22 protein-coding genes are annotated in these 24,225 nt (G+C 64.8%); 12 read left to right on the forward strand and 10 right to left on the reverse strand.

Translation table 11 applies throughout. The features are described from left to right. Positions 1–336: 336 nt before the first annotated feature. The gene (locus HKW67_RS21335; protein ID WP_171227322.1) at positions 337–624 is read left to right on the forward strand and encodes a hypothetical protein; all 288 of its coding nucleotides are present in this window, start codon (positions 337–339) and stop codon (positions 622–624) included. 208 nt (positions 625–832) lie between these two features. On the opposite strand, the gene HKW67_RS21340 is transcribed toward HKW67_RS21335, so the two are convergent. The 3 genes from HKW67_RS21340 to HKW67_RS22570 form a co-directional block, all read right to left on the reverse strand. Further along, positions 833–1,162 (reverse strand): HEAT repeat domain-containing protein, encoded by a 330-nt coding sequence (locus HKW67_RS21340; protein WP_171227323.1) that lies wholly within the window; start codon positions 1,160–1,162, stop codon positions 833–835. A gap of 143 nt (positions 1,163–1,305) precedes the next feature. Beyond that, complete coding sequence (locus tag HKW67_RS21345; RefSeq protein ID WP_171227324.1) at positions 1,306–1,701, reverse strand: BrnA antitoxin family protein; 396 nt, start codon at positions 1,699–1,701, stop codon at positions 1,306–1,308. After that, positions 1,694–2,149 carry a BrnT family toxin gene (locus tag HKW67_RS22570; protein WP_171227325.1) on the reverse strand — a complete coding sequence of 152 codons (456 nt, stop codon included), beginning with the start codon at positions 2,147–2,149 and terminating at the stop codon, positions 1,694–1,696. The genes HKW67_RS21345 and HKW67_RS22570 overlap by 8 nt, the downstream gene beginning before the upstream one ends. A gap of 62 nt (positions 2,150–2,211) precedes the next feature. Here HKW67_RS22570 and HKW67_RS21355 point away from each other — a divergent pair, with 62 nt between their 5' ends. After that, on the forward strand, positions 2,212–2,514 hold the full coding sequence (locus HKW67_RS21355) for a protein kinase domain-containing protein (protein WP_171227326.1): 303 nt from the start codon (positions 2,212–2,214) through the stop codon (positions 2,512–2,514). Positions 2,515–2,856: 342 nt separating this feature from the next. On the opposite strand, the gene HKW67_RS21360 is transcribed toward HKW67_RS21355, so the two are convergent. Continuing rightward, positions 2,857–3,156: a HEAT repeat domain-containing protein gene (locus HKW67_RS21360; RefSeq protein ID WP_206044528.1), complete on the reverse strand. Its 300-nt coding sequence runs from the start codon at positions 3,154–3,156 to the stop codon at positions 2,857–2,859. Positions 3,157–3,362: 206 nt separating this feature from the next. On the opposite strand from HKW67_RS21360, the gene HKW67_RS21365 reads away from it, so the two are divergent. Both HKW67_RS21365 and cls read left to right on the forward strand, forming a co-directional pair. Then, positions 3,363–3,965 carry a hypothetical protein gene (locus HKW67_RS21365; protein ID WP_171227327.1) on the forward strand — a complete coding sequence of 201 codons (603 nt, stop codon included), beginning with the start codon at positions 3,363–3,365 and terminating at the stop codon, positions 3,963–3,965. Then, positions 3,962–5,389, forward strand: a complete 1,428-nt coding sequence (gene cls / locus HKW67_RS21370) for a cardiolipin synthase (protein ID WP_171227328.1) — start codon at positions 3,962–3,964, stop codon at positions 5,387–5,389. Before HKW67_RS21365 ends, cls begins: the two co-directional genes overlap by 4 nt. A gap of 625 nt (positions 5,390–6,014) precedes the next feature. On the opposite strand, the gene HKW67_RS21375 is transcribed toward cls, so the two are convergent. Next, positions 6,015–7,700, reverse strand: a complete 1,686-nt coding sequence (locus tag HKW67_RS21375) for a hybrid sensor histidine kinase/response regulator (RefSeq protein WP_171227329.1) — start codon at positions 7,698–7,700, stop codon at positions 6,015–6,017. 33 nt (positions 7,701–7,733) lie between these two features. Further along, positions 7,734–8,459, reverse strand: a complete 726-nt coding sequence (locus tag HKW67_RS21380; RefSeq protein ID WP_171227330.1) for a PAS domain-containing protein — start codon at positions 8,457–8,459, stop codon at positions 7,734–7,736. A gap of 416 nt (positions 8,460–8,875) precedes the next feature. On the opposite strand from HKW67_RS21380, the gene HKW67_RS21385 reads away from it, so the two are divergent. Further along, the gene (locus HKW67_RS21385; protein WP_171227331.1) at positions 8,876–9,988 is read left to right on the forward strand and encodes an AI-2E family transporter; all 1,113 of its coding nucleotides are present in this window, start codon (positions 8,876–8,878) and stop codon (positions 9,986–9,988) included. Between the two features lie 361 nt (positions 9,989–10,349). Here HKW67_RS21385 and HKW67_RS21390 read toward each other — a convergent pair whose 3' ends face one another. Beyond that, complete coding sequence (locus HKW67_RS21390) at positions 10,350–10,661, reverse strand: hypothetical protein (protein ID WP_171227332.1); 312 nt, start codon at positions 10,659–10,661, stop codon at positions 10,350–10,352. A 344-nt stretch (positions 10,662–11,005) separates the two neighbouring features. Here HKW67_RS21390 and HKW67_RS21395 point away from each other — a divergent pair, with 344 nt between their 5' ends. From HKW67_RS21395 to HKW67_RS21415, 5 genes are all read left to right on the forward strand, one after another. Continuing rightward, complete coding sequence (locus HKW67_RS21395; RefSeq protein WP_171227333.1) at positions 11,006–11,797, forward strand: spondin domain-containing protein; 792 nt, start codon at positions 11,006–11,008, stop codon at positions 11,795–11,797. 165 nt (positions 11,798–11,962) lie between these two features. Continuing rightward, the gene (locus tag HKW67_RS21400; RefSeq protein WP_171227334.1) at positions 11,963–12,568 is read left to right on the forward strand and encodes an ECF-type sigma factor; all 606 of its coding nucleotides are present in this window, start codon (positions 11,963–11,965) and stop codon (positions 12,566–12,568) included. A 76-nt stretch (positions 12,569–12,644) separates the two neighbouring features. After that, the gene (locus HKW67_RS21405) at positions 12,645–15,770 is read left to right on the forward strand and encodes a serine/threonine-protein kinase (RefSeq protein ID WP_206044529.1); all 3,126 of its coding nucleotides are present in this window, start codon (positions 12,645–12,647) and stop codon (positions 15,768–15,770) included. 19 nt (positions 15,771–15,789) lie between these two features. Next, a complete protein-coding gene (locus HKW67_RS21410) occupies positions 15,790–16,635 on the forward strand; it encodes a DUF3047 domain-containing protein (protein WP_171227336.1) in 846 nt (281 codons plus the stop codon). Then, positions 16,632–17,078 (forward strand): DM13 domain-containing protein, encoded by a 447-nt coding sequence (locus HKW67_RS21415; protein WP_171227337.1) that lies wholly within the window; start codon positions 16,632–16,634, stop codon positions 17,076–17,078. The genes HKW67_RS21410 and HKW67_RS21415 overlap by 4 nt, the downstream gene beginning before the upstream one ends. Before the next feature lie 199 nt (positions 17,079–17,277). On the opposite strand, the gene HKW67_RS21420 is transcribed toward HKW67_RS21415, so the two are convergent. Continuing rightward, on the reverse strand, positions 17,278–18,417 hold the full coding sequence (locus HKW67_RS21420) for a lactonase family protein (protein ID WP_171227338.1): 1,140 nt from the start codon (positions 18,415–18,417) through the stop codon (positions 17,278–17,280). 265 nt (positions 18,418–18,682) lie between these two features. On the opposite strand from HKW67_RS21420, the gene nhaA reads away from it, so the two are divergent. Both nhaA and HKW67_RS21430 read left to right on the forward strand, forming a co-directional pair. Beyond that, positions 18,683–20,068: a Na+/H+ antiporter NhaA gene (gene nhaA / locus HKW67_RS21425; RefSeq protein ID WP_171227339.1), complete on the forward strand. Its 1,386-nt coding sequence runs from the start codon at positions 18,683–18,685 to the stop codon at positions 20,066–20,068. Continuing rightward, positions 20,065–21,453, forward strand: coding sequence for a DUF389 domain-containing protein (locus tag HKW67_RS21430; RefSeq protein WP_171227340.1), 1,389 nt, complete (start codon positions 20,065–20,067; stop codon positions 21,451–21,453). The genes nhaA and HKW67_RS21430 overlap by 4 nt, the downstream gene beginning before the upstream one ends. A gap of 252 nt (positions 21,454–21,705) precedes the next feature. Here HKW67_RS21430 and HKW67_RS21435 read toward each other — a convergent pair whose 3' ends face one another. Both HKW67_RS21435 and HKW67_RS21440 read right to left on the reverse strand, forming a co-directional pair. Continuing rightward, positions 21,706–23,019, reverse strand: a complete 1,314-nt coding sequence (locus HKW67_RS21435) for a TolB family protein (protein ID WP_171227341.1) — start codon at positions 23,017–23,019, stop codon at positions 21,706–21,708. A gap of 825 nt (positions 23,020–23,844) precedes the next feature. After that, complete coding sequence (locus HKW67_RS21440) at positions 23,845–24,195, reverse strand: hypothetical protein (protein ID WP_171227342.1); 351 nt, start codon at positions 24,193–24,195, stop codon at positions 23,845–23,847. Positions 24,196–24,225 lie beyond the last annotated feature (30 nt).

Genomic DNA, 24,225 nt, shown 5'->3' on the forward strand with positions numbered 1-24,225 from the left:
CGCCGCCTCCGCGGGCGGGACACGGTCGGGGACCTCGCCGGCGATACGCACGCCGCGACGCTGTGCCTCGTCCGCGAGCGCGAGGAAGCTCTCCCGCGACAAGCCGCTGTAGACCTTGAGATAGTCGAAGTCGAGCGAGTCCATTCTCGCAACCACCGCGCGCGCCTGTGATGGAGTAGCGATCACGAGCGCATGTGCGTAGAGGGGCGGGTCTCCATCGAGCATCGGGCTCGACCAGATCACGCGGGGCGACGCGCGCGGGTTCTCACGCGCGACCCGGCGCCAGTGCAGTAGGCTGTCGAGGTAGCTGCCCGTCTCGCGCACACCAGTGACGCCGTGCGCCAAGAAGAGCGGCCAGAAGCGGGGCGCGCGTCCCCCACGCGCGGCGTGGACGTGCATGTCCCAGAGGCCGGGGATCACGTACTTCCCGGTGCCATCGACAACGGTCGCGCCAACGGGAAGCGTGGGTGCGCCGGAGTCCACGGACACGATCCGCCTGCCGCGTACTACCACCGTGCGGTCGCGGAGCAGCGCACCACGCTCCACGTCGACGACCGTGACGCCCCGGATGACGAGGGCGGTGTCCCCAAAGGGTGGGTGACGGCTCGTGTCAGCCGTCGGTGAACACGCGCTCGCGAGGATCAACGCGGCGACCAGCGGCAGCGCAGCGCGCACCTGACCTCCGAGAAGGGGTGAATGCCGAAGGAGGCGAGCCAAGGGCAAACCTACGAGTGCGATATGGCGGGAACAAGATGGCCTGATCGTCAGCCGATGGCGCGGCGCGAAGTCGCTTCCATCTCCAGTGCGACCCACACGCTCTCGGCCGATCCCTTCATGTCCAGCGAGCAGCCAGATCCGCCGGACGTCGCTTGATCCGTGCGAGCGCCCACGCCGCATGCTCGCGCACGAGCGACTCGTCGTGCGCGAGCGCTGCTTCGAGCAGCGGCACGTCGTCGCTCGTGCCGACGTTGCCCAGCACCACCGCCGCGTTGCGCGCGAGCCCGCGCCGCTTCGCGCGTTTCATCGCGCTGCCCTTGAAGCGCGCACTGAACTCGGCTTGCGACATCGGGAGCAACTCACGCGCGACCATGCGTGCGTCACGCGACTCCAGTCCGGCGCGCGGCGCGAAGGCGGGTTCGGTGCGCGGCTGCGCGAACGTCACGTTCCAAGGGCAGACCTCCTGGGAGATGTGTCGGCAAAACCGTTTACTGGTAGAACTCCGGACAGGCTCTCTAACTCTCCAAAAGACAAGGGGTTGAGTTCAAGGGGTCAGAGTCGTTGAAATTGCACCGCAAGGGCGAATCGTCAGGTCTCCACGCCGCGCTGCCGTAATTGCTGCGCGAGGGCCAGCGTGCGTCGTGCAGACGCTTCGATGTCGTCAACGACCGTGGAGACACTCGGCTCACTCGTGGAAACCGCGGCCGCCAGCACCTCATTCATCCGCGTTTGCCATCCTTTCCCGCTGCGGCGATAGGCGGCCAGTACGTTGGCGTCGACGCGCAGACTCAGTAGCACTTTTGGTGGTGCGTCGCGCAATAGGTGCATCGACGCAAGCTGCGCGGCCGTGAGTGGTGGGTTGTCCGGATCGTTCGCTGCCCGACGCTCGATCTCGGCGTCATCGGGTACGGGATTGCGCGCGGTCTTGCGCGGCCGCGGCGTGGCCAGCTCTGCCCGCACGCGTACGATCTTGGACTTACTCATCCCGTGGCGTTTGGGCATAGCGTCGGCGCTCCTCGCGGCTGGCGTAACGGGCAGAGATCAATCGAATGGCCTGCATCCTGACGGTGAACACGACGGTCACGATGCGGTCGTCCAGCGCACCAAGCAGCAGATACCGCGCTTCCGACTCGTGTTCGACCGCGAGGACCAACGCGTACGGATCGCGCCAGACCTGCACGATCTCACGGAAGTCGATCCCGTGTTTGGTCACGTTCGAAGCGGCTTTGCCCGGGTCCCACTCGAATACCAGAGGAAAAGTACTACGCGGTATATACACTGTCAACGCGTGGCAAAGGTCGTGTGGCAGCGCGGAATGGATGAGCTGCTCATGATACGATTGCCCTCGGTCAATGGCGGTACCGCGCGAGTGCGCACGGGGCACTCTCGACGCGCCGGGGTGGCCTTGTCTCAACCGAGGCAGGTCGCGCATAGGTGTGCCATATTGCCCCGCATGGGTGCCGCTCTGATCATCCTGCCCGCACGCATCGCCTCGTGAGTGACACGCTCTCGCGTCTTACCACCGCGCTCGTGGGCCGGTATCGCATCGAGCGCGAGCTGGGCGCGGGGGGCATGGCCACCGTGTATCTCGCGCACGACCTGCGGCACGACCGCGAGGTTGCGGTCAAGGTGATACGACCAGAGGTGAGTGCCGAACTCGCCGCGGACCGTTTCCTGCTCGAGATCCGCACGAGCGCGCGGCTGCAACATCCGCATATCGTGCCGGTGTTCGACTCGGGCGACGCTCCGCGTCGCGGACAGACGGACGAGGAGGCGCCTCCGTACGCCTCGCACTGAGCGGCAGCGAGGCGGGCGAGGCTGCCGATGGTTGGCAGCCCAGCAGGTCCACGCAATCAGCGTGCACCGTCTCGTGGAAGCGGCCGTGGAGTTCGTATGCAGCCGCCTCCACACCTGCCGATCTCGTTCGCCGCTCGATTTCGCCGCCTATCTCGAAAGCGTCTTTCACGAGACGAGGAATATTGCGGCAGCTTGGGAGACCTGCTCCGTCGAGAAGCGCGCAACACTTCTTGCTTACTGGGTTCACGACGTCTGGATCGTCGTCGAGCGCGTGCCCGGCATGCGGCGCGCAAACCGCAAGACCGCGGTGGTCGTCCTGCGCACCGCGCCCACGCTAGTCCATCACTTCCGGTTAGGCGGCGACGACCCCGTCGCGCCCGAGACGGCGGCGGCGATCTCGTCGAGCACGGCCGGGACCGGCTCCACGGATGCCCGGGCGCGCGGCGCATCAAGTGAGGCCGAGGTTGCGATCCTCCCCGGCGCCCAGGCAGCGTGGCCCCTGACGAGCGGCTCCTCATCTGACAATGCGCTCGTGAGCGCCGGTACGGACGCCGGGTCGCCCGCATTGCCCAGGGCCACGGCGACGTTGCGCAAAAAGCCACGCCGCTTGGTTCGTTTGATCGCCGACCCCTTGGAGAACACCCGCCACTCCTCCACGGACAGCGTACTGTCTCTACCGCCGTCGCCTGCTCGGCGAGATCGCCCGCGTCGCCGCCCGCACCGTCACGGCTGCCATTCGTACGCTGACCGGCGAGCGCGACCTCGCCGTTGGTATCGTCGCGTGCCTGCAGACGCACGGCTCCGGTGCCAACTGGCATCCGCACCTGGTTGAAATTCGTATCCCGCGCATGCACTTCCAGGATCAGGCCGAGCTCCCCGTGCTCGCCACGCCGCGCACCCCGGGCTGCATCCGTCACGAGATCGGTCGCTGCCTCGGGCCGTGCGTGCCCGCCGTCACGGAGCAGGCGTACGCGGCACAGCTGTCGATGGCGCGAGCCTTCCTCGACGGCACCAGCAACGGACCGATGACGGCGTTGCAGCACCGCATGGTGGCGCACAGCGACGCGATGGCGTTCGAGCGCGCGGCGCAGGTGCGCAACAAGCTGCATCGCCTCAAGCTGCTGCGGGCGCAGTTCGAGCGCCTGCGCTTCGCGGTGGAGACGCTGACCTTCGCCTATCCGATCACGGGCTACGACAACGAGACGCGTGTCTATCTCGTGAAGCGCTGCACGGTGCGCGCCGACCTCAAAGTGCCGACGTCGCGACGCGAACAGGAGGAGTTCACGGAATGGGCGCGTCGCGTGTTCGAGGCCCCCGAGCGCCCGTCGCGATCGATTCCGATCCACGAGATCGACGAGCTGCTGCTGCTCTCCAGCTGGTTTCAACGGCACCCGGATGAATTTGCACGCACGCTGGCTCCGGAGGTTGCAGTGCGCGAATTTGGCGCATGACCTCATTCTTCACGCTCCCTGACTGGTTCGTGTTCCTCGAGGTGGCGTGGGTCATCGCCATCTCCGGGTACATCCTCACCGAGCGCCGGCCACCGCTGGCGACGGTGGCGTGGATCGTCACACTGGCGGCGCTGCCGATCCTTGGTGTGCTGGTCTACTACTTCCTTGGCCCTCGAAGCCTCGAGCGGAAGCGTCGTCGGCGCGTCGTCGCACGGGCCGCGAAACGGCAGCGCCGCGGCGGCTCGCGGCCCAATCGCGCCTCGGCGGTGGAGGCGCTGGGCTCCGCCGGATCGCGGCTCGCCGCCGTCGCGGCGGGAGTGGAACAGGCACCACCACTACCCGCCCTCACGCTCGATATCTACGACAGTGGCTGCGAGACGTACACCGCGATCGTCGAGGCGATCGCCGCCGCGCAGCATCATGTGCACCTCGAGTACTACATCTTCACGGAAGGCGAGGTCGCACGACGCTTTCGCGATGCGCTGATCGAGCGTGCGCAGGCCGGGGTGCAGGTGCGCCTGCTGCTGGACGGCCTTGGATCGAAGCGGATGCGGGCCTTCCTGCAGCCGATGCGCGACGCCGGCGTGCAGGTGGCGCGGTTCGGGCCGCGCATGCGTCCGGGCTTCGTGAACTTCCGCACCCATCGCAAGATCGTCGTCTGCGACGGCACCACCGGATTCACCGGCGGCATGAACGTCGATGACTGCCACGACGAATCGGTGATCGGTGTCGACGAGTGCTGGCGCGACACGCATGCGCGCATCACCGGCGATGCGGTGGCGCCGCTGGCGCTGGCCTTCCTCGAGGACTGGCAGTATGCCACCGAGGAGGTGGTGGACGGCGTCGAGTACCTTCCCGAACTGACCGGCGCCGGCACGCACCAGGTGCAGATCTGCGCCTCGGGACCCGACGCCCATCCGCAGTCGATCCACGCCGTCTACTTCACCGCGATCACCTCGGCGCGTCAGCGCATGTGGATCTCGACGCCGTACTTCGTGCCGGACGAGGCGATGCAGTCGGCGCTCTCGTCGGCCGCACTGCGCGGGGTGGACATGCGCGTGTTGATCCCGACGCGCAGCGATCAGCGCCTGGCCGATGCGGCCGCGCGCAGCTACTTCCCCGAACTGCTGGCGGCCGGCGTGCGCATCTTCCTGTATGGGCCACGGCAGCTGCACGCCAAGACGCTGGTGGTGGACGACGACGCGGCGATCGTGGGCAGTGCGAATCTCGACAACCGCAGCCTGCGCCTGAACTTCGAGGCGATTGCGATCTGCTACGGGCGTGAGCCGGTGGAGCAGCTGGTGGCGATGTACGAAGCTGACCTGCGGAAGGCGCGCGAAGTGACGGTCAAGGACATCACGCGGCTGTCGATTCCGGCACGACTGTACGAGGGCGCGGCACGACTGTTGTCGCCGATGTTGTAGCGCCGCTCCGTCGCGCGATCAGTCCAGCGTGACCAGCTGCGCCGTCACCACGCAATAGCCACGCAGACCTTGCGTCGAAACAGCCCGTCGCGCAACGCAACGGTGACAGGCGGCACGGTCGGTGGGTGTATGCTCGGCGCTCCTCGGTCCCGGAGCGCGGATGCCCGACGCGTCGACGGCGGTGCGTGGCGTCTACAAACCCCGACGGCCCCAGGCGTCGCCACTCTTTCGGTTGGTGGCCGATCATCTGCATTCTTGCAGACGGTCTACGACGACCGCTTCGCCCGCGAGAACGGCCCTTGCGCGCACGCAGCATCCCGCCCGCTTCGTGCGCGGCGCGCCCACCCCACGCGCGCCGCCGGCCGCGGTCTCGCTCAACCCCTTCGCTGAGGAGAACGCCGTCGTCGTCGCGGCTCAGTAAACTCCACCACCCAGCGTCTCATATCTGTTGACAGGTTCCGCCTGCACCGCAGGAACGCCTCGCTCCGTAAGCAGCTTCACTCCCTCAAGCTTGAACTCCCTGCTGCATTGACGTCTCGTTCCCATGTCACGCCTCTGGCATGCCACCTTGACAAGGTGTCCATAAAATCGCCAGCAGAGCAATGCGCTTTTCAGCTGCGGCGTGTTAAGAGGTTGCGGCGCGTGCGGAGTGTACGGCTTCCAGTAGCGCATGAATCGCTTCGATGCCGGCTGGCTTGGTCAGGTGGTAGTCGAACCCTGCCTCGCGTGCCTGGTCTTGGTCGTGATGCGCTCCCCACCCGGTCAGCGCTACCAAAACAGTCTGATTCGTCCCTGACGTCTGCCGGACCATCCGGGCCACTTCATAGCCGTTCAGCTCAGGCATGCCGATGTCGAGGAACGCCACGTCTGGTTGACGCTGTAACACCAGGCGCAGGGCATCGTGGCCGTCATGAGCGACGGTTGTCTTATGGCCACCGAGTTCCAACAGAGTCGCCAGGCTCTCCGCTGCGTCGACGTTGTCATCGGCCACTAGCACCTTGAGCACTGAACCGGTCTTGCCGATCGGCGCCACCTGATCCTGGCTTAGAGGGGCGTCAACTTGTTGCTGCTGCACGACTGGCAGGCGCACTGTGAAGGTGCTGCCCTCGCCTTCTCCCGGGCTTGCAGCCGTTACGGTGCCGCCGTGCATCTCGACAAGGCGGCGAACCAGCGACAAGCCGATGCCCAGCCCACCCTGCGCGCGGCCAGCGCCGGCGGCGACCTGGGTAAACATGTCGAACACGCTTGGCAAAGCCTGCGGCGGGATGCCGATGCCGTTGTCTCTCACGGCGATGACGGCATGCTGTCCCTCGCGGTCCACCGACAACTTGATTCGCCCGTGCTCCGGCGTGTACTTCGCGGCGTTTGTCAGCAGGTTCCCGAGCACCTGCACCAGTCGCACCGGGTCGGCGTCGACCACCAGTGACTCGTCAGCCATGCTCAGGTCCAGCTCGTGATGTGCGGCTTCCATGACTGCCAGTGTCGACTCGACGGCGTTAGTCACGATTGTTCTGAGCTCCACCTGCTCCTTGCGCAGCTCCACTTTGCCGCTGTTGATCCGAGCAACGTCAAGCAGATCGTCGACCAGGTGCACCAAGTGGCTGAGCTGCCGCTGCATCATGTCCCGCACTTTGGTTGCAATCTCCGGATTATTCCCGGCCAGTCGCAGCAGTTCCAGTCCGTTTTGAATAGGTGCAAGTGGGTTGCGCAACTCATGCGCCAGCGTCGCCAGGAACTCCGTCTTGCGATGATCTTCTTCGCTCAGTCGCGCTGCCAGCCTGCGTAGGTCGCCCTCTGCACGCTTGCGCTCCGTGATGTCCGTGTTGGTCCCCACCCACTCGCGGACCGATCCATCCTGCGCCAGCACGGGCACCCCCCGTACCGCGGTCCAACGATAGTCGCCGTCGGCGTGCAGAACCCGATACTCGGCCTCGAACCCGCTGCGAGTCGCCACGCTGGCTTGCCAGGTCGCAAACGTGGCTTGCCTATCGTCAGGGTGAAGTGCCTGGAGCCATCCGGTCTGGATCCATTCTTTATAAGTCTGCCCTGTAAACGCTCGCCACGACGGAGAGTCCTCGATGACATTCCCCTGCGCGTCTGTGGTCCAGGTAATCTGGGACGTGGCGGTCACAAAGGACCTGAACCGCTGTTCGTTGCGCAGGAGCGCTTCCTGAGTGGCCTGGCGTGCGTGGATCTCGCGTCGATAGTCCAAGATCAACGCTGCGGTATTGACCAGCAGCGCCATCGCGTTCTTCTCCGCCGATGTGGGGACATGGACCTCGCGGCGGTAGCAGGCCAGCGTGCCGAGCACGGCACCACCCGGCGAGCGGATGGGCTGCGACCACTATGAGCGCAACCCGTGCGAGAGAGCCAGTTCCTTGTAATCCTGCCACAAGGGGTCCGTGGCGATGTCAGAGACGATGACTTCTTGGTTGAAGTGTGCCGCAGTTCCGCACGAGCCGGCGTTCGGGCCGGTCGCCATCCCGTCAATGGCTGCGGAATATGCCTGTGGAAGCGATGGAGCCGCGCCATGCCGCAGATGACCATCGTGCGCCAGCAGAACCGAGACCAACATGGCTTCCTGAGAGTGCGCCTCGGCAGCCCGCACCACGGTGCCGAGCACCTGCTCCAGCGATGCTCCGGACACCGCTTGCTCCATGGCGAGCTTCTGCGCGTCGGCGAGGATTACGGCCTGCTCTCGGGCGCGCAGTAGCTCTTGCAACTCAGTCACGTCGCGCGACACAGCCAGGAAGCCCTGTAGTTGCCTATCGGTCCCATGGATTGGCGACACACAAACGTCCCAGAATTTCGGCACGCCTTTCGATGTTGGGCAGAAGGCAGTGAACTGTCCCAGATCGCCTTGGCGCGCCTGCTCCAGCGCCGATTCGATCTGTTGGCGCGACTCCCCTGGCCACAAGGTCGTCCATGCCAGTCCACACATCTGGCTCAGGTCATCGACCTCCATCAAGCACTGGCCGTTCCGGTTCATCGACACGAGATTGCCCTGAAGATCGAGTACCTTCGCGCAGTCCGGGCTGCTCTCGAAGAGCAAATCAGTGGTCAGCGGCACGGCAGACGAGGCAGGTACTGCGGAATTCATGAATGAGCTTTCTCGGTAAAAAATATTCGGACCCGACCGTACGGCTTGACCGGTGGAGATTTTGCAGTAAGGCGTCTTGCAGCGACGAAGGCGGTCCCTGACTCGTCACCATGCGCATCTTGAAAGTGGGGCGAACTCATCGGGATAGCAATTTCAATCGCGGGGTGGAGTGAGCCCGTGTCGACTCGAAAGAGCACCTCAGGTGGCCGTGCACAATGCACGACCTCGGCACCTGGTACGACGACCTAATCCGGCTGTACCGCGCGGCGGCCGAGCCGCAACGGGAGTGAAGATCGAGCGCTGATCTGAAGCCCGTGATCCGACTCGACCGAGCGTCTTCCGATCTATATTCCTGCCACGAGTACCACGACTCCTACAGGAAACGAATGAGCGCACACCGGGGCAGGCAACTCGCGAACGCCACGACGGCGCTCATCGTGGTGGCGGTACTCGCCGTGCTGTACAGCCTGTACTTCGCCCGGGCGTTTCTCGTGCCCATCGCGTTCGCGTTGCTGCTGGATTTTCTCCTGAGCCCGCTCGTGCGTCTGTTGGGCAAGGCGCGCATTCCAACGCCTGCTGGTGCGGCGATCGTCGTGTTGACGCTCGTGGGTTCGATCGGGTTCGGTGCCTATCAGCTCGGCGGCACTGCGCAACGCTTTCTCGACGAAGCGCCGCAGGGCATCGCCAGAGCACAGGCGCAGATCGGGAAGTTGCTGCGACCGCTGGCCCGCGTGTCGGCGAACGCGGAGAAGGTGGCAGCGGTGGCTGGCGCGCCAGCGCCCGGCAAGCAACCAGCGCAAGTCGTCGTGGTTGGTCCGTCCATGGCGACGCGCCTGGCGGGCACGACCCAGCGATTCCTCGGAGCGTTGCTGCAGATCCTCATGCTGCTGTTCTTTCTGCTCGCGGGCGGTGATCTCTTCCTCGAGAAAACCATCAGCCTTTTACCGTTGTTGACCGACAAGAAGAAAGCGGTCCGCATCGCGCGCGACATCGAATCGTCCGTGTCCACCTATCTCATCGCGAATCTCGGTCTCAACATCGTCGAGGGAGCGATCGTCGGCGTCGCGCTCTGGGCGATCGGACTCCCGAACGCGTTGCTCTGGTCACTCATCGTGGTCGCGATGGAATTCATTCCGTTCGTCGGCGCGATCATCATGGTGGGTTTGCTCTCGCTGGCGTCGCTCGCCTCATTCACCGACTTGCCGCACATCCTGATGGTGCCCGGTGTATACCTGATCGCGAATTTCGTTCAGGGCAATGTCGTGTCCACGATGGTCTTGGGGAAACGACTGGCGCTCAACTCTGTCGCACTCTTCGTGGGCCTCGCCTTCTGGTTCTGGATCTGGGGACTTCCCGGCGCATTCATTGGCGTGCCACTGATGTCCGTGTTCAAGATCTGCTGCGATCACATCGATTCTCTGGCGCCGTTCGGGGAACTGCTTGGCGCACGCGCCGATCCGAAGCGACCCCTGACGCCTTCCGAAACGATTGCCGTGTGAGCCGCGTGCCCATCCGGTTCCATCGCGTCGGACGCCGTGACTCCGTGCCTCACTCGTATGGCGTCCAACGCGTTTCCACGTCAGCCTGAACGGTGATGGAAGCAACGCTATTACCCGGGGCCAGCATGGGTGTGACCCGGAGACGCACCGCGACGCGGTCGCCGATCCTCACGCCGAGAGCAAGCAATCGCCCAGCATATGCTCGCTCCCTGACGGGAAGCGATTCGTTGGGCTGTCGCGCGTCAATCTCGACGCGAAGCTCGCCGTCATCACCAACTGGCTCGCGGAGCTGCAGCGAGCGCAGGCCGCGCCGACGGCGCGCTGAGCAGGCTCCGAGGTAGCACGTGACGCAGTGTCGTTGTTAGGCGATGGACCTCGCCATGATCTGGCGGAGCGCTAACGTCGCGTGGTCACGCACGAGCAACTCATCGTGCTGCAATGCAGCCTCGAGCACCGGCACGTCTTCCCTTGTGCCGACGTTGCCGAGTACCACGGCCGCGTTGCGCGCGAGCCCGCGCCGCTTCGCGCGCTTCATCGCACTGCCCTTGAAGCGTGCACTGAACTCGCTTTGTGACATCGTGAGGAAATCGCGCGCGAGCGCTCGTGCATTGGGCGATGCCAACCCGTCACGCGCGGCGAATGCCGGCTCGCGCAACGCCGTGGTAAACTTCACGTTCCAAGGACACACGTCCTGGGAGATCTGTCGGCAAACCCGTTTTCTGGTAGAACTCCGGACAGGCTCTTTAACCCTCAAGAAGACAACGGGTTAGCGGCTACGGTATCCCGGATAGTGAGCGCGTCGAGTCCGGGCCCCAGTACGGCAGGACGCTCCTCGAGGGCCGAAGGAATTACGCGGGAGGAGGGCGCTGGGGATGTCGTAACGGTGACGCGCATCCGATGGTCTAAGGCGCACGACCAGGGACGATGAGCTGATTTCTGCGGATTTGGGGTCATGTCTGATACGGGACGTAACCGTCGTTCCGGATCCCGAACTCCTCAGCTCAGGACCAAGGCCCCATGATTCGCATCCGAACTTTCCTCGCTGGTTCCCTGGCACTGTCCCTCGCCTTGGCCGCGCCGGCGAGCGCGCAACAGCAACAGGTCACCGTGACCGTGCGCAACCTCGCGCCGACCAACAGCATCAGCTTCGCACCAACGCATCTCGGCTTTCACCGCGGAGTGTTCGATGCCTTCAACGACGGTCAGACACCCGGAGCCGGGATCATCTCCGTCGCCGAAGGCGGCGCAGGAGATGTGTGGCAGAGCGACTTTGCCCTCGCCGACCCCACCGCCGTGCGCGGCACGATCGGCATGGCGCTCCTGCCAGGGCAATCGCGCAGCCAGAGCTTTCTGGTCAATTCCGCGCTGAATCCGTTCTTCTCGTTTGCGTCGATGGTCGTGCCAAGCAACGACTTCTTCGTCGGCAATGACAACCCGCAGGCGTTCCGCCTGTTCGACGCGATGGGCAACCTGCTGATCAATCGCATTACTCAGACGTCAAGTCAGATCTGGGACGCAGGATCGGAGGCGTTCAGCATTGCCGGCGCCGCGTTTCTCGTCAACGGCGTGAATGCGGTGCGCACGCCGCAAAACGGCGTGGTCTCGTTCAACTTCGCTGAACTGGCGGGGTTCAACGGGGAGCAGACCGCGGCGAACTATGCGTTCGACAGTCAGCTCACGGCCAACCAAGCGGTGTATCAGATCGATTTTGTATCGAGCACCGTACCGGAGCCCAGCACGGTCGTCTTGCTCGCCTCAGGGTTGATGACCATGGCGCTTGTTGTCCGGCGGAGGCGCGTGCGCGGTTGAGTGCCAGCCCTCCATAGACGTCCGATGCACGCCCGCACCTCGTCGTTCACGCTGTTCGCCGCACCCCGTGGTTGGAAGCCGATTACTGGCTTGAGAGGCGTTCCCTTGCGCCGCGCGAGTACGATGCGCGACCATACGGATCAGCCCTTCAGGGAGCTTCCGCGGATGGACACGCAGGACACAGATGAGCCGGTGACAGCGCTGCTCCGGCGGTGGGCAGGGGGCGATGCTCCCGCCGGGGAGCGCCTCTTCGCGCGCATCTACGATGAATTGCGGGATGTGGCCCGACGTCAACGTCGACGCTGGGATGGAGACGAGACACTGAACACCACGGCGCTCGTTCATGAGGTGTACCTGCGCATGAACGGCGCCGCTGTGCTCGACGTACAGGATCGCGCTCACTTCTACGCGGTGGCGGCGCGCGCATCCCGACAGATTCTCAGCAACTACGCGCGTCGCGCGCGTGCGCAGAAACGGGGGCGCAGCCAAGATATGCAGCATCTGGAAGCGGTGAGCGCGGTGCCGGCAATCGAGACGCAGGATGAGATCTCGCTCGACCGACTCTGGGCACTCGAGTTGGCACTGCAACAACTCCAGCGCACGTTTCCGCGACCGTGTCGTGTCATTGAATGCCGGTATTTCGCTGGCTTGTCCATTCCGGAGACCGCGCTCGCGTTGAACATCTCAGAAGCCACGGTGAAGCGCGACTGGGCACTCGCACAGGCGTGGCTCCACCGTGAATTGAAAGAGCACGCGCCGGGCAATGACTGATAGCATCGTGAGACGGACATCATCCGAACTCTCCGCCGAGGCGTGGGAACGTCTGGCTACCGCGTTCGAGTCGACGATGTCGCTCCCGTCAGCATCGCGTGAAGCATTCGTGCACGCGACCTACGGGGATGACGCAACGTTTCGGGCGGAACTGCTCGCGCTCATCGCATGCGCGGATACGGCGCCGGACTTTCTTCGCGCACTGGCGACGGACGTCGTGCATCCGGCGTTCGGGGCCGCGACCTCGGAAGCAGACAGCGAAGTGCAACGAATTGTCGCTGAGCGCGCGATACATCCGGACACGGTCGCCGAGGCCGCGGCAGCACAGTCACCACCGGCGCAATCAAGTGCACACGCGTCGCTCGTCGGCCGCAGCGTGCGTCACTTCGAAGTCCGTTCGCTGCTGGGGACTGGCGGCATGGGAGTCGTATATCTCGCGCGCGATACGATGCTGGGCCGCGATGTCGCGCTCAAGTTTCTTGCGCCTGGACAGTTCACGGACGCTGCTGCCCGACGACGTTTGATCCGCGAGGCGCAGGCCGCCTCGGCGCTCGACGACGTGCACGTCTGCGCGGTGCACGCCATCGAAGAAACGGACGACGGTGGCCTGTGTCTGGTGATGAACTACTGCCGCGGTGGAACGCTACGTGATCGTGTTCGCGCTGGGCCACTGCCAGTCGCCGACTCGATTGCGATCGCACGTCAGCTCGCGAGTGGATTGGCAAGTGCGCACCGTGCTGGCATCGTCCACCGCGATCTCAAACCGGCCAACGTTGGTTTTGCCGACGGAGAAGTCGCCAAGATTCTGGACTTCGGCGTCGTCGTACGCGCCGGTGCCGACGACGCGACCTTCAGCGCAGGCAGTGCAGCCGCCGCCGGTACACTGCCCTACATGGCACCGGAGGTGCTGCGCGGAGCCGTCGCCGACGCGCGTGCCGATGTCTGGGCGCTCGGCGTGATCCTGCATGAGATGCTCACTGGCCGGCGGCCGTTTTCCGGCAGCTCGGAAGCAGCAGTGCTCTATTCCATCATAGATCACGAGCCAGCGCCGATCGTGCGCGAAGATGGCGAAAGTATTCCCCTTCCGCTCGTTAACCTCATCATTGACATGCTCGCGAAGTCGCCAGCGGAGCGGCCGGCCAATGGTGCAGAGGTGCTGTCGCGACTCGAGTCACTCGACGGCCCGTCGGTGCAAACCACGCCGCGCTCGAACGCCCACGTACCGTCGATACCGATGGTCCGGCCGTCCGCATTGCAGCGTTTCTCGCGCATCGCATTCGGCCTCGCGGCAACAGCATTCATCGCGTTCGTGGTGTGGACGCTCGGCCGCAGTCGCACGACGAGCCCGATCACCGCTCCACTCGAAGTCGCCCGAATCGTCGGTCCCCTTCCGTCCATCGCCGTCCTGCCATTCGCCGTGCGCGGTGGCAACGAGCTGCAATACCTGCGCGAAGGCATGGTGGACTTGTTGACGCCGGCCTTTGACGCGACCGCGCTTGTTCGGGGCGTCGACCCCAACTCGAGTATCGGCGCGAGTCGCAGCATCGGTGCGGCGGCCATTGACTCGGCGACCGCTCGCACGCTCGCGATTCAACTGGGCGCGCAGCGATACGTCGTCGGCAGTGTGGTACGCGCCGGCGAAGGGCTCACCGTTCGCGCCACGCTGCACCACGCCGACGGCCGCGACGTTGCACGCGCACAGGTCAGTGTCGCGCGGTTCGATCGTCTGTTTGCTGGAGTGGAGTCACTCGTGCGACAATTGCTCGCCGCCGAGTTGCAGGCACCGGGTGATACCGTCGCCGGGTTGGCGGCTACGATGACCGCCTCGAGCCAGGCCCTGCGCGCCTATCTCGATGGCGAGCGCGAGTTGCGCGATGCCCGCCCGGCATCGGCCGTCGCCTTGTTCTCGCGCGCAATCCGCGAAGATTCGCTCTTCGCCTTGGCGTGGTATCGGCTCGCGCGGGCGGCACGATGGAGTGAGGTGGATTCGTTGCAAGCGCTCGCGGTCCGGCGGGCGTTCGATCTTTCGGCATCATTGCCGCTGCGATTGCAACAGATCGTGCGTGGGTATCACGCGCTCAGGGTTGGCAGTCCCCTGGAAGCGGAACGGCAGTTTCGACAAATCGTGTCTGACTACCCTACCGATGTCGATGCGTGGATGCTGCTTGGCGAGACTCTCTTCGAGAACAACCAGTTTCTCGGACGCGCGACGACCGATGCCACCGTCCCGTTCCGGAAAGTGATGACGTTGGACGGACGCAATCGCGAAGTGACGGTGTATCTCATGGAGCTCGCGGCTCGCGCAGGCCATCGTGGGGAGCTGGATACGCTGTTTCAGATGTATTTCAGCCCCAATAGCGCCGGCGAACAGCCCGGGATCCGCCGAACATACCTCGCGCTGCATGCACGGCGGATGGGACTGGGTGACCGCGCCATCGATGATCCGGTGAGTGCGCTGATCGCGCTGCGACGCGCGGGCTCGGATCCAAGCGACCTGCGCGCCGCGCGACGATTCGCCACCGTTCTGGTGTCGCCGACGAATCCGTCGGCCATGCGCGTGGAAGGACTGTTTGCGCTTGCCACGCTCGATTGGAGTAGTGGCAATACCGAGGCGGCCGGTGAACGCTGGCGTGAGGCCGCCCTGATTGATGCGGACGCAACGCTGCTACATCGCGCGCTGATGATGATTTCACCGGCGGTCAGCGTGCATCCGGATTCTTTGCGGGCGGTTCGCCGCCTGCTCGAGAGTACGCGTGCGCCCGCCACCTCGATGCGCGAGCTTTCCCGCGAGGAACACTCATCGCTGCGGCTCTATCTGGTCGGGATGCTCGGCCGACAACTCGGCGACACCGCGGGACTCGCGCGGGCGCAGCAGCAACTGTCGACGCTGGTTGGTGCGGGCCGCCTGGCGAAGCCGCTTGCCTCCGCACTGCGCGGTCACCTGGCCATGGCACGGGGCGAGCCTGCGCAGGCGCTCGCGGCCTTCGAACGCAGCGCGGTGGCCATTCCCTCCGACATACGAGCGCTTGCTCCCGCGCTTGGTCAGCAGGCCGATCGGCTCGCGCGCTCCGACGCGCTGCGCGCGCTTGGCCAGACGGCGGCGGCCGGGCAGTGGTATGCATCGCTTCGCGATGGCCCCGGTTTGTGGAACAGTCCATACCTCGCGACCGTCGCCGAACGCCTCACGGTTTCCGGCAAATGAACACTGCCGCAATCATTTCGTGACGTCGCCAACCGGTCGGTACCGCGATGTGTGCGGACTGCCACGGTTCACGCGCCGGTGGCGTCCCATGTGGCTGCTCACGTCGGGAGTTTGCCGCACGGCGTTGGGGCTGCTGAGCGCGGTCGGCCCGATATCAACGACGGTGCATGCTGAAGCGACCACTGATCGCCAGGCCGGGCTCCGGCCGATGGCATCGACCGCACCGATCGCCGGCCGACGGGTTCCCACGCCCGTCACGCGGGACCTGTTGCGCCTGGACCTGGCGCGCGTAGGCGACGCGCTGCCTCCGGGTTGGCGACTCGAACCGGTTCGGGGGCAGCGCCCACCGAATACCATCGTGGTCGACTCGGGTTCGATGCGGTACCTGCGTATCGCCGGTCAGGCTCGCGCCGCGTTTCTTGGCTACGCCCTCACACCGCCGATCAGCGAGACCAGTGGTGCATTGCACTGGAGGTGGCGAGTCGTACGGTCGCCCGATGGGACCGACCTTCGTACGCGATCCGGCGATGACGCCGCGATCCGTGTCTTCGTGGTGTTCCGACGGACGGGCTGGCTCAACCGCACGCCGCGCGCGCTGTTTTACACCATCGGTGGCGCCGAACCGTCCTCGTACCAAGGGCGTCGCTCCTTCACCTCACCCGACTTGTACGTAGTGCGTGCGGGTGCCGCGCAGGACGCGCGGGAGTGGGTTGACGTCGTCGTCGACCCAGCGGCGGACTATCGGCGCTCGTGGGGCGCCGAACCACCGCCTATCGAAGGCGTCGGCTTGATGCAGGATACCGATCAGACGCACTTGGCCGCGGTGGCCGACGTACAATCCCTCACCTGGAAACCTCGACCATGAAGCGTGCCCATCTCCATCGCTGGTGTTTACTTGCCGCGGCGACGTGTATCGGCTCCGCGGTCGGCTGCAACGGTGCGGTCCCGCCCACCGCACCGGACGCCGTGGCAGTGACCCCGGTCGAAGGGCCCACCGGATCCGGACGAACGTCGGCATTCGTGCGCACCGGCTACGCCGTGGCTGGTACGGCGACGCTCGTGACTGAGAACGGCGTCGCGCGGCTGACCTTCTCGAGCAACTTCAATATCGCGCAGACACCTGGCCCTGTCGTGTACCTGAATACGACCAACAACGCGAACACGGGACAGCCGTTGCGCGTTGGCGCCTTGCAAAGTCGCCAAGGCGCGCAGACATATACGTTCCAGGTGCCGCCGGGCGTGACCTATGGCTGGGTCCTGATCTGGTGCGACCCGTTCAACGTGTCGATGGCGCACGCGCCCTTGTAGCCCGTCGTGCGAAGCCCCCCGGGAAGAGTTCGACACTGTCACGGCTCAGTGTGGATATACGTTCGCACTCCCACGCCATGCTGCATCAATTTCGCGATCCTTCCACGAACGCTACGCTCAAGCTCGACACGAGCGAATCGACGTCACGGCCCTGAACCTACGGTTCAGGGCCGTGCGTGCGTCGCGCCTACGCGGTTTCCTACTGCGCCGCGAGTCCGTACGCGCTGCTCGGAATGCCATTCACCGGGCCCAGTCCACTGAGCGTTCCGTTGGCGTTCACGGTATACGGGCGCAGGGTGTTATTTCCGGGAGAGAGAATGTAGGCGTACTGGCTATTGCGGCTCAGTGCCATGTCGATCGGACTGCTACCGGCTCCCGTGTTGGCGGCCACCGACGCGAGCAGCGACAAACTGTTGTCCGGGCTGCGTTCGAAACCTGACACCGAGCCGCTACCGGTGTTGGTGGTGAATACCAAGCGGCCGTTGTTTGTGATCACCACCCAGCATGCCGCCGTTTGCAGCGTCGGCACGGACGCGCTGATCACCTGTAGCGTTCCGTCGTTGGCTATCGCGTATGTGGACAGCACAGACCCATTCGGCGCGCCGCCGACTGCTTCGGACACCACAAGACGACCGCGGTTGTCGAACGCGAAGCCAAACGGCGTTGGACTTGCCGATGGCGACGAGACACGGTTACCGATCTGCCCGTTACCCGACAGGGGGTAAGTCGAGATGCGGTTCGTTCCCTTCTCCGTGACCACAAGCCGGGTGCCTTGCGGATCGACGGCGACCTGCGCCGGTCCCGTCATCGCGGCGCTGAGCGGTTGTGTGGCGCCGGCCAATGGACTCAGCGTACCGTCCTGCGACAGGGTGAAGCCCTGCACGTTGTTTGGCATGCCGGCGTTCAGTACGTACACAACGGATCCCCGAATCGCGACGCTCACTGGGAAGGTGCCGCCTGATGGTTCGCGATCGGTCAGCGTGAGTGTCGTGCCGTCGACGCGGAAGACGCTGACATCGTTGCTTCCGGCATTCGTGACGAGCAGCCAGCGCCCGTTCTCTGCCAGCGTCACGGATCCCTGCGATCCCAGATTACTGGCGCCACTTCCGGTGCCGCCCGTTGGTACATCGGAGCGCTGGCTCAGGCGTCCATCGGCGCTGCGCTGGAACACGATCACTTCGTTGGCGACCGCGTCATTGGTGGATGTGTAGACCGCCCCTGCCGACTGGCCGCCGCTGCTGTTGAAAGCGGCGGTGGCGGTCGGCGTAAGCGCGGTTGGCGCGGTGTCGGAGCAAGCGGCGAGCGCGAGCAGGCTCAACGCGGCGAGAGTTCGGGTCATCGGCAATTCTCCTTGAGTGGGGTTTGGAGAGCATGGTGCTCACATAGCCACACCCGAAAACCGACGAAACCGGCTCACCCGCGACCGAAACGAGAGACAGAGCCGCCCTTCGCGAACCGTCACGAAGCCTGTCTCGAGCGGGTGGATAGGCGCATGCCGGGGACGGGAGCTTGCGTACGCGAGCTGGGTATTTTATCGGGACCGCGTCAGCGTTGTACCTTGACCGGGAGTAAACCCCGACTCTCCCGCGAGCCTGGTGAAGCCAATGAGCAGCACATCACATCTCGACGCCGTGACAACAGCGCCGCTAGAAACGTCTGCACCCGCACCACTCATCGAGCGCGTGCTCGGTCCGTTTCAGCGATTCTTCTCAACGAACGCATCGAGTGGCCTGTTGCTGCTCGCGACGACCGCCGTGGCGCTGGTGTGGGCCAACTCGCCGTGGGCGGAAGCCTATCATCACCTCTGGGACACGCCGTTCAGCGTCGGCACACCGACGTTCAGTCTCGCGCTGCCGCTTCACGCGTGGGTGAACGATGGGCTGATGGCCATCTTCTTTTTTCTCGTTGGGCTCGAGATCAAGCGTGAGGTGCTCATCGGTGAGCTCTCCACGCGTCGATCCGCCGCGTTACCGGTGGCTGCGGCGCTGGGTGGGATGCTGGTCCCTGCGCTGCTCTTTGCAAGCGTGAACGCGGGCCGTCCCGGGGCAGCTGGCTGGGGCGTCCCAATGGCCACCGACATTGCCTTCGCGCTTGGTATCCTGGCGCTGCTCGGCAACCGCGTCCCGTCTAGTTTGCGGGTGTTTCTGGCCGCGCTGGCCATCGCGGACGACTTGGGGGCGGTACTGGTCATCGCCTTCTTCTACACAAGCGCCATCGACTGGTCGGCGCTCGGTGCGGCGGGCGTCGTGTTGCTAGTTCTCATCGGCCTCAACCGCGCCGGTGCACGGCGACCTGCCACCTATGCGCTCCTCGGCGCGGTGCTGTGGCTCTTCATGCTCAAGTCGGGGATCCACGCGACGATCGCCGGCGTGTTGCTCGCCCTCACGGTGCCTGCACGGACGCGCATCAGCGAAGACGAGTTTCTTGCCTCGGCCGAGGCAAGTCTCGCCGATTTTCGCGCGTCCGACGAAGAAGGCACAACGGTGCTGACCAATCAGGGACACCAGGACGCCCTGCAGTCACTCGAGTCCGCCGCCGACGCCGCACAGTCTCCCCTGCAGCAGATGGAGCACGCGCTGCACGGCGTCGTGGCCTTTTTCATCATGCCGATCTTTGCGCTCGCGAACGCCGGTGTCTCGCTCGGTACAGACCTCGGCGCGGCGGCTACCGATCCAATCGCGATTGGCGTGGCACTTGGTCTGTTGCTCGGTAAGCCGATCGGGATCACGCTGGCCAGTTTCCTTGCGGTGCGCGGCGGGGCAGCCGACTTACCGAGCGGCGCATCGTGGGGGCACGTCCACGGTGCGGCCTGGCTTGGCGGCATCGGCTTCACCATGTCGCTGTTCATCGCCGGACTGGCGTTCAAGTCGGCCGAGCAGCTCGACATCGCCAAGTTGGCAGTGCTTGGCGCATCGACGCTGGCGGGCGTCGTTGGCTACACGCTGCTGAGATTGGGGGTGGGCGTGCGTCCGACGCAGGCCGAACGATGATTACGACACGCAGCCGGCCGCTCATCGCGCTCGCACGGCAAGTGCTGTCGCTTCGCGAGGAAACCGACTACGAGTCAACCATCCAGCAGGTGCGTGAGGCCTCCGAGCTTCGGAGTGGGGGGGTGTGGGCCCTCGCGTTTGCGATTCTCATTGCGTCGGTCGGGCTCAACGTCAACTCCACGGCGGTGATCATCGGCGCGATGCTGATTTCGCCGTTGATGGGGCCGATCGTCGGCGCAGGGTTTGCGCTCGGAACAGACGATCTGCCGCTGCTGCGCCTCAGCACGCGAAACCTGTTGGTGTCGACGGGCATCGCGCTCGGAGCCTCCACGCTCTACTTCGCGATCTCGCCGTTGGCGGATGCGCAATCCGAGTTGCTCGCACGCACGCACCCCAACCTGTACGATGTGCTGATCGCCTTGTTCGGCGGTGGCGCTGGCATTGTCGCGACATCACGGAAGGCGAATAAGAGCACGGTGATTCCTGGCGTTGCCATCGCCACGGCGCTGATGCCGCCGTTGTGTACCGCCGGCTTTGGTCTCGCGCATCTCGATTGGTGGTTCTTCTTCGGCGCGATGAACCTCTTTGTGATCAACGCGCTCTTCATCTGTTTGGCGACGCTCGTATTCGTCAGAGTCATGCGGTTTGCACGTGCCACAGCCGATGACGAATCACGCACGGCTCGGGCTCACGTACTCGTCGTGCTCATGACTCTTGGCCTTTTGGTACCGAGCGCGTATACCGCGTGGACCGCGGTGCAGGAGACCCGATTCCGCAGCGCGGCACGACGTTTTGTCGCAGAGCAGCTCAACTTCGCGGATCAAACGGCATTGAACGTCGCCCTCACCTATCGGCGCGACAGCTCGTCGATCGAGGCGACACTGATCGGTGAACCGATGACATCGGCCGCGGTCGATTCGCTGAAGCAGCGGCTGCCTTCGTATGGTCTGTCCCGCACGAGGCTCGCGCTGCGTCAGCCCTTTTCGAAACAGCTTTCCCCAGGACAGATCGGCGAGCTCGTGCGAGAAGGACTGCAGCAGAGCAACGACTCGCGGCTGGAGCGAGGGCCCGAGCCGAACTCCGGCGCGAAGGACGCCCTTATTCGTACGCTGCAGGACGAGGCGTCCCGGCTTCGCGCGCGTGAACTCCCGACGGCAGCGGTCACGCAGGAACTCGCAGCTCTCTATCCTGCACTGAACGCACTCGGTGTCAGTCGTCTCGCTCCCGTGGTCGTCGACACGGGCACGAGAAAGCAACAGCTCCTTGGAGTGGTGGCACGTTGGCGGCGCCTTCCGTCTGCAGACGAGCGCAGGCGCGTTCAGTCCTGGCTCGTCGTGCGCCTGCAGGCTGATTCGGTTGAACTCACGAATGTGCTTGTCCGATAGGGATCGGCGAGCGTGTGCAGTCCGCCGAAAGTGACTGGCTCTGGCATGCGTGCTAGAGATCGTGCGGCGGTCTTAGATATCCGGCGCTACGGTGGCCAGCAGCTTAGCGAGCGGTCATGCCGAGCCGACCACGCGGGTGTGAGATCCTTTCCGACCAGCGCTGGCCCATCCGGTAGACGCGGCGTTCTCGCGCGCGGCGCTCTCACGCCGCGCGCGTTGATTCAACAACATGCTGGCAGACCGCGCCGCGGCCTATCTCGCGATCGCTTTCGCGTAAATCTGGAATACCCCTTGTGGCGGTCGGGGGGAGACCAGATTGCTGGCGCTGGACCCGAAGGCCACGTGCGTGCCACTGCGCGAGATGACCGCTCCCGTCGAGCTGCCATCGCTGGCTGCACCGCTTGCGCTGGCGCTCACCACGGTCTCGATGCCCGTGAGTCGGTCGCGCAGGAAGATGCGTGCGCTGAAGCCGCTGTAATTCCTCGAGAAGGCCACCAGACGCGCGTCACCGGAGAGGACGGCGGTGTTACCGCCATCGACGTCACGCAGCACCAGTGTCATCAAGCCCGACACCAGATCCTTGAGATAGAGTCCGCTTTCGCCAAGGTTGCTGGGCCCACCGGTGCCGAATGCCAATTGGGTGTTCGACACGAAGTTCGGCGACCAGTACTGGGAGACACCGACGGCCGGCACCCCGGCGCTGGTGCTCGATGCCAGCACGGTGGTGCCGTCGGTGAGATTGCGCACGAACACGTCCGGCCGGCCATTCGTGTCGCCGTTCACGAGATTGGCCGATGAGGAGACGAATGCGACACGCGTACCATCAGGAGAGATGGCAAACCTGCTGGTCAGTACCTCGCCCTGCGCGACGTTGTCGGTGGGCAGTGTGACGACGCTTCCGGTGGTGAGATCGCGCAGCATCAGTCGCGCCGGGATCACGTTCTCCCACGTGTATGCCCCCAGATAGACTTGTTGCGGCGTCGTGGAAAAGACCACCTTGGTCCCGTCGTCCGACAGGACTCCACCGAAAAAGCCGGTCACCTGCGGTACCGTGCCCGCCGCCGGCGACACCTGTTGCAGCTGGCCGGTCTGCGTGTTCTTCACGAAGACCATGTTGGCCAAATTGAATGCGACGAGGCGGCCATCCGGCGTCATTGTGGTGCCGGCGCAGTTCGGGAAGCCGGCAATCGGAACCCCGACGGTACCCGTTGTGACGCGCGTGGTCAGGCCGGTCGTGAGGTTCCGCAGGAACAGGTCATTGGTGCCATTGTTGTCACCTGCAACCAGATTCGGCGCGGTGCTCGCGAAAAGCACAAGATTTCCGTCTGCCGACAGGCCACACGTGGTGCTCCCGATGGTCGCGGCGGCACCAGTGGTCGTCGTCGTCACCAATCGTAGGGTGCCCGAGGCGACCGCCGGCTGAGCGGCAGCGACCTTTTGCAGGGAACTCGTGGCAAGCTCGGGGCCGGTGGATGCGGGCTGATCGCGGCCGCAGCCGACCATGACAGACAACAGGGCTGCACTCAGCGCGCCGTGCAATCGTGACGGGGTCGTGCTTCGATCCATGTGACGCTCCTTGAATTGGGTCAGTGATGCCGGCACACGCCGCGACATGTTCGCGGCGTGACCGGGCCAGTACGGGCATTTCGCACGCCCGTGCCGTTACGTCGGTGGTCCTGGCGCGAACAGCACGCCGATACGACCGCAGCATCCGCCTCCATAGGGCACCGGACGACTCCGGCCCAGTGTGGCGTCGGCGCTGACGGCACCGATGCTCGCACCTTCATCGCCCGATGGCATCGCGGTGCCAACACCTGCAACGAGGCTTCACCACCCCACCACTATCCATTACCCGGTTCCATGCGAAACAAGCTCATTCGCTTTGGCGAAGCTCGGCTCCGGCACTGCCGGGCGATCACGCGGCGTGCGGCGGGACGTTGGGTGTACTCGCATAGCAAGTGCAGGTATGGGAAGCAGCCGAAACGATCGGACACGTGCTGCAACGCTCCCACGTGCTTGCCGGCATCTTACAGGTCATGGTTTCATGATGAACCATGACTACAGAGGAATGGGCGGTGGAACGAGGGGGAGCACTGGGCTGATGCTCGTCGAGGCGCTCGTGCTCGTGCGCGCTCGTGCGCTCCGGGCACGACAAGCACACCGGGCACTCCGTCGCGATGTTCCGCGACAAGTTCTGGATTTCGCTGGTGCTCACGGTGCGGCCGCTGATCTGGGGACCCATGCTGCCGACGGCGTTTGGCTATACGGCCCCCGTGTTTCCACGCTCGAACTACGTCCCCGTGCGTTTCGGCACCGCCGTCTTTGTGTATGAGGAGTTTCGAGGGGTCAGAGTCGTTGAAAACTGTCTTGATCGCAAACCCATTAAACGCATCACGGTGGCGGGTGTCGACCAATGCGGGCAATCGCCCACGCCGCATGCTCCCGCACCACCGCATGCTCGTGCTCCCGCATCGCCTCGAGCACCGCCAGATCGTCGCCGGTGCCCACGTTGCCCAGTACCACACACGCGTTGCGCTGCTGCATCCACAGCTTGGCGCGCTTGATCGCGCTGCCCTTGAACGCTGCGGCGTAATCGGCGGCGTCCATCATGAGCATCTCACGCGCCAACGCCCGCGTGCCCTCACGTGAGCCCGCATCGAGCAACATGTCGCGCGAGGCGAATGCTGGCTCGGACAGCTCGCCTGCGAACTTCACGTTCCACGGACACACCTCCTGGGACATCTGTCGGCAAAACCGTTTTCTGGTCGAACT

The organism is Gemmatimonas groenlandica (assembly GCF_013004105.1).
Classification (GTDB): domain Bacteria; phylum Gemmatimonadota; class Gemmatimonadetes; order Gemmatimonadales; family Gemmatimonadaceae; genus Gemmatimonas; species Gemmatimonas groenlandica.

Coding starts and splice junctions, on each gene's coding strand:
- HKW67_RS21400 (WP_171227334.1), top strand. CDS start 11,963: ATGGACACGCAGGACACAGATGAGCCGGTGACAGCGCTGCTCCGGCGG.
- HKW67_RS21405 (WP_206044529.1), top strand. CDS start 12,645: ATGTCGCTCCCGTCAGCATCGCGTGAAGCATTCGTGCACGCGACCTAC.
- nhaA (WP_171227339.1), top strand. CDS start 18,683: ATGAGCAGCACATCACATCTCGACGCCGTGACAACAGCGCCGCTAGAA.
- HKW67_RS21420 (WP_171227338.1), bottom strand. CDS start 18,417: ATGACCCGAACTCTCGCCGCGTTGAGCCTGCTCGCGCTCGCCGCTTGC.
- HKW67_RS21415 (WP_171227337.1), top strand. CDS start 16,632: ATGAAGCGTGCCCATCTCCATCGCTGGTGTTTACTTGCCGCGGCGACG.
- cls (WP_171227328.1), top strand. CDS start 3,962: ATGACCTCATTCTTCACGCTCCCTGACTGGTTCGTGTTCCTCGAGGTG.
- HKW67_RS21385 (WP_171227331.1), top strand. CDS start 8,876: ATGAGCGCACACCGGGGCAGGCAACTCGCGAACGCCACGACGGCGCTC.
- HKW67_RS21435 (WP_171227341.1), bottom strand. CDS start 23,019: ATGGATCGAAGCACGACCCCGTCACGATTGCACGGCGCGCTGAGTGCA.
- HKW67_RS21365 (WP_171227327.1), top strand. CDS start 3,363: ATGCACTTCCAGGATCAGGCCGAGCTCCCCGTGCTCGCCACGCCGCGC.
- HKW67_RS21395 (WP_171227333.1), top strand. CDS start 11,006: ATGATTCGCATCCGAACTTTCCTCGCTGGTTCCCTGGCACTGTCCCTC.
- HKW67_RS21345 (WP_171227324.1), bottom strand. CDS start 1,701: ATGAGTAAGTCCAAGATCGTACGCGTGCGGGCAGAGCTGGCCACGCCG.
- HKW67_RS22570 (WP_171227325.1), bottom strand. CDS start 2,149: ATGCGCGACCTGCCTCGGTTGAGACAAGGCCACCCCGGCGCGTCGAGA.
- HKW67_RS21430 (WP_171227340.1), top strand. CDS start 20,065: ATGATTACGACACGCAGCCGGCCGCTCATCGCGCTCGCACGGCAAGTG.
- HKW67_RS21440 (WP_171227342.1), bottom strand. CDS start 24,195: ATGTCCCAGGAGGTGTGTCCGTGGAACGTGAAGTTCGCAGGCGAGCTG.